Genomic DNA, 3825 nt, shown 5'->3' with positions numbered 1-3825 from the left:
GCGCGCCGCGCCGGCGTCGGTGAGCGAACCCTGTACCGCAGATTTCCGGCAAAGGCGGACCTGGTACGCGCCGCCCTGGATCAAAGCATCGCCGAGGACCTCACGCCGGTGATCGACAGCGCCCGCCTCGAGAAGGATCCGCTGCGCGGCCTCACCCAGCTGATCGAAGCGGCGATATCGCTGGGGGCGCGCGAACACAGCCTGCTGACGGCCGCACGCCGCGCCGGATCGCTAACCTCCGACATCTCGGTGTCGCTCAACGCGGCGCTCGGCGAGCTCGCCCGCGCAGGCCAGCGAGCCGGCAGCATCCGCACCGACCTGGTCGCCGACGACCTTCCTCGCCTGATCGCGATGCTCTTCAGCGTGCTGTCCACCATGGATGCCGGCAGCGACGGCTGGCGGCGCTATGTCACCCTCGTCATCGACGCGATATCGGTCAACGAACGACAGCCGCTGCCGCCGGCCGCCGCACTGCGCTATGAGCTGCAGCCGGACAGCTGGCCCCTGTGAACGAGCGGCGGCTCAGCCGGCCGGCAGTCCCGCTTTGACGGCGGCGTCTTGCTTTTGGGCGAGATCGAGCATGACATCGGCTGGCGTGGGATTGCCGACGACACAGTCGGACTCCAGGTCGACCATGGCCCTGCCCTCGACGAACACCGCCTCGGAGATCTCCATCGGGTTGGCCGGGTCGGTTCCCTGACCGATCACCATGAACCCGTTGGTGCCGACGTCGATGGGCTGCTGCTGGCCGTTGACCTTCTTTCCGACGACGTCGCGCATGTTCGCCGCGGTCTGGGTGGCGGTGGCCGCATCGGGGAAGACCGCGATCGTGTCGATGATGGTGCGCTTGCCGTCGGGGTTCTTGAAAACCTGCCCCACGCCGGTGATGCCGCTGGGATTCTGGCTCGGCGGCCCGTCGGCGGTGGCGTTGGGGCCCACGTCGCCGGGCTTGATCAGCAGGTTGCTGTAGTCCACCGGCGCTCCCGGTGCGCCCGGGGCCGCGCCGGCCGAAGGGCTCGACGAAGCGGCCGGGCCGGACGACGAGGCCGAACCCGATGATCCCGTCGAGCTTTTGCCGCCACCGCATCCGGCCACCGTCGCGCCGACCAATAGGGCGGCAGCTGTCAGCCCGAGCACGGACGTCCGCACCGTATTCATGAGGCTCTCCTTGGTGAACTCAGCTATTTGTATCCCTTACCGCGCGCGTGGGCAGCGAGAACACGCAAACTCCGGCCGCCGGACGACTATTCATCTGTCAGCCCAGCCTATGGGCTGGCGACGGGATCGGTAAGGGCACACGCTGTGCAGCGGCGCGGCGTCAGTTGATGGTCACTCCCGCATCGACCTTGAATTCCAGCCCCGTCACATACCTGGACTCATCGGACAAAAGGAACAGCACCGCGTTGCTGACGTCGACGGGCTCGACGGCCGGCGTGGGCATCGCATTGACGAAGATGGGGATCAGGTCGGACCGTCGCTCGCCCAAGAGCGGTCCGAACGACGGTGGAACCATCCCGGTGGGAACACCGGTGGGAAGCACGGTGTTGACGCGCACGTTCTGCGCCGCCAGTTCGTTGGCCAACGCCAGCGTCAGGCCGACGACGCCGTGCTTGGCCGCCGTGTAGGGCGTCTGCAGTGGAAATCCCTTGATAGCGCCCGCGGAACTGACGTTGACCAGGCTGCCGCCGCCCTGGTCGAGCAGGTGGGGTATCGCGGCCGCGCAGGTGTTCCACACCCCGATGAGATTGACGTCGACCACCGTGCGCCACTGGTCGGCGGTGGTCTGGTCCCAGGACGCCACCGTGAGCACGCCGGCATTGGCCACCGCGCCGTCGAGGCCGCCGAGCTCGCCGACGCCGTCGTCGACCGCAGACCGCAGTTGCGCCTCGTTTCGGACGTCGACGATGCGGCTCACGCAGCGGCGACCGAAACCCCTTACCAGTTCGACTGTTTCGGCCAACTCGTCCTTCGTCGCCAAAGGATATTCGATCTCGGGCAGAGATTGGCATATGTCGAGCAGGATGAGGTCGGCGCCCTCCTGCGCTAGCCGCAGGGCGTGGCTGCGTCCCATGCCGCGCGCGGCGCCGGTGATCAGGATGCGTTTGCCGGCAACGCGTCCGGGGGCCGAGGTCGTCAGGTCAGTGCTCGTTCCACATCAGGCCACGCATCGTTGCCGACAGCGGAATATCCTCCACCCCGATCAACCCCTGGGGCGCCCGGCATACCCAATCGATCGCGTTGACGGCCCGGCCGGCCGTCGAGATGCAGCCGGCATCAGTGGAATCGAATAGCGGGTGGGACACGTGGGTGTTGATTTCGACCCGCGGCTCCCCGTCCACGACAACCCGATGAACCCCGGTGTGGCCGTCGGGCGGGAACTCCCAGTCGGGCGCCGCGGCCTGGGTGAGCCTGGTGACGTGCTCGAGCGTGATGACCGGCCGCCCGTCGCGCACCCCCTCGGTGGCGAACCGCACCGCGGCCATCTGCCCCGGTTCGACCGTCATCATCGTGCAGTCGATTCGTTCTCGCGTGTACCAGGGTTCGCAGCGCTGGCGCACGTCATCGAGCTTGATGTCGAGGTTGTCCGCCAGGCTGCGGACCTGACCTCCCCACATCGACACGATCACCCCGGGCAAAAACATCATCGGCGAATCGTCATCGGGCGTCGAGCCGAAACCCATTGCTGCGCCGGTGAATTCGGCGTCGTCGTAGTTCCCATAGTCGAAGATCTCCTGCACGGTGATCGAGTCGATCCGGGTGGTCAGGCTGGCCGCGGAGTGCACCAGCGTATCGCCGGAGAAGCCCGGATCGATGCCGTTGACGTAAAGCGAGGCGTTGCCGGCCGCGCAGGCACGCTCCAGGGGCTCGCGCAACCAGTCGTCGGCGTGGCGCGGGGTGACCAGCCAGACCATCGACGTACCGACGACGTTGGTGCCGGCCGCCAGGAACTTGGCCATCTGTTCGATGGCTTCCATCGGCCGCGTCTCCCCTTGGGATGTGTAAACGACGCAGTCGGCGCCGAGGGCGACCAGGGCGTCGATGTCGTCCGTGGCGATGACGCCGGTCGGTTCGTCCAGTCCGCACAGCTGCGCCGCATCCTGGCCGACCTTCTGGCTGCTGGCGGCGTGCACGCCGACCAGCTCGAGATCGGGTCTGCCGATGATGGCTCGCAACGAATGCCGACCCACGTTGCCGGTGGAGAATTGAATGACCCTGCGCATGGCTACCCTCGTCCTTCCGGCGGTGGGTGATGACCCATCATGACGCGTTCAATCGCCGCACAGGTCAGTAATCGGGTATCGGCAGTGGCGAATTGTTCGAGTCGATGCCGCCGTCGACGTGGAACGTCGCGTTGGTCGCGTAGCAGTCGCGGGTGGCCAGGTACACCGCGAGCCGCCCGAGATCCTCGACGTCGCCCAGCCGATGCAGCGGCGTGGCCTCCTGCATCTTTTCCAGTGAGCCGGGCATCAGATCCAGGCTGCCCTTCAGGCCGTCGGTGGCGAAGGACCCCAGGGCGATGGCGTTGACGCGAATCTTCGGGGCGAGTTCCTGTGCCATGGCGCGGGTGAGCGCTTCCAGACCACCCTTGGCAACGCAATAGGCGGTCAGCGCCCGGATGCCGAAACGTGCCGAGCCCGACGAGATGTTGATGATGGAACCGTGTCCGGCGCTGAGCATGTGGGGCGCCACCAGCTGACTCATGATGAAGGCCGACGTCACACACCAGTCGAAGGTGTGCCGGAAGTCTTCGTCGGTGATATCGAGGAATCGCGCGTAGGTCGACCCGCCGACATTGTTGACCAGAATGTCGATGCGACCGAGGCG

The 3825-nt window shown here is 66.7% G+C and carries 5 protein-coding genes; 1 reads left to right on the top strand and 4 read right to left on the bottom strand.

Translation table 11 applies throughout. The features are described from left to right. A partial coding sequence (locus A5646_RS23025) for a TetR/AcrR family transcriptional regulator (protein WP_067024435.1) occupies nt 1–510 on the top strand: 510 nt, incomplete at its 5' end. 12 nt (nt 511–522) lie between these two features. Here the strand turns inward: A5646_RS23025 and A5646_RS23020 are convergent. The 4 genes from A5646_RS23020 to A5646_RS23005 all read right to left on the bottom strand — a co-directional run. Continuing rightward, the gene (locus A5646_RS23020) at nt 523–1158 is read right to left on the bottom strand and encodes a hypothetical protein (protein WP_066867006.1); all 636 of its coding nucleotides are present in this window, start codon (nt 1156–1158) and stop codon (nt 523–525) included. A 160-nt stretch (nt 1159–1318) separates the two neighbouring features. After that, entirely contained in the window at nt 1319–2137 is an 819-nt protein-coding gene (locus tag A5646_RS23015; protein ID WP_066878985.1) for a mycofactocin-coupled SDR family oxidoreductase, read from the bottom strand. 1 nt (nt 2138) lies between these two features. Then, on the bottom strand, nt 2139–3221 hold the full coding sequence (locus tag A5646_RS23010) for a dihydrodipicolinate reductase (RefSeq protein WP_067024432.1): 1083 nt from the start codon (nt 3219–3221) through the stop codon (nt 2139–2141). A gap of 64 nt (nt 3222–3285) precedes the next feature. Beyond that, on the bottom strand, nt 3286–3825 hold a 540-nt coding region (locus tag A5646_RS23005), incomplete at its 5' end, for an SDR family NAD(P)-dependent oxidoreductase (RefSeq protein ID WP_156765331.1).

This window comes from Mycobacterium sp. 1245499.0 (genome assembly GCF_001673615.1).
Lineage (GTDB): Bacteria > Actinomycetota > Actinomycetes > Mycobacteriales > Mycobacteriaceae > Mycobacterium > Mycobacterium europaeum_A.
Note: the sequence above shows the minus strand (reverse complement) of the source record. Positions and strands in the feature narration are given on the sequence as shown.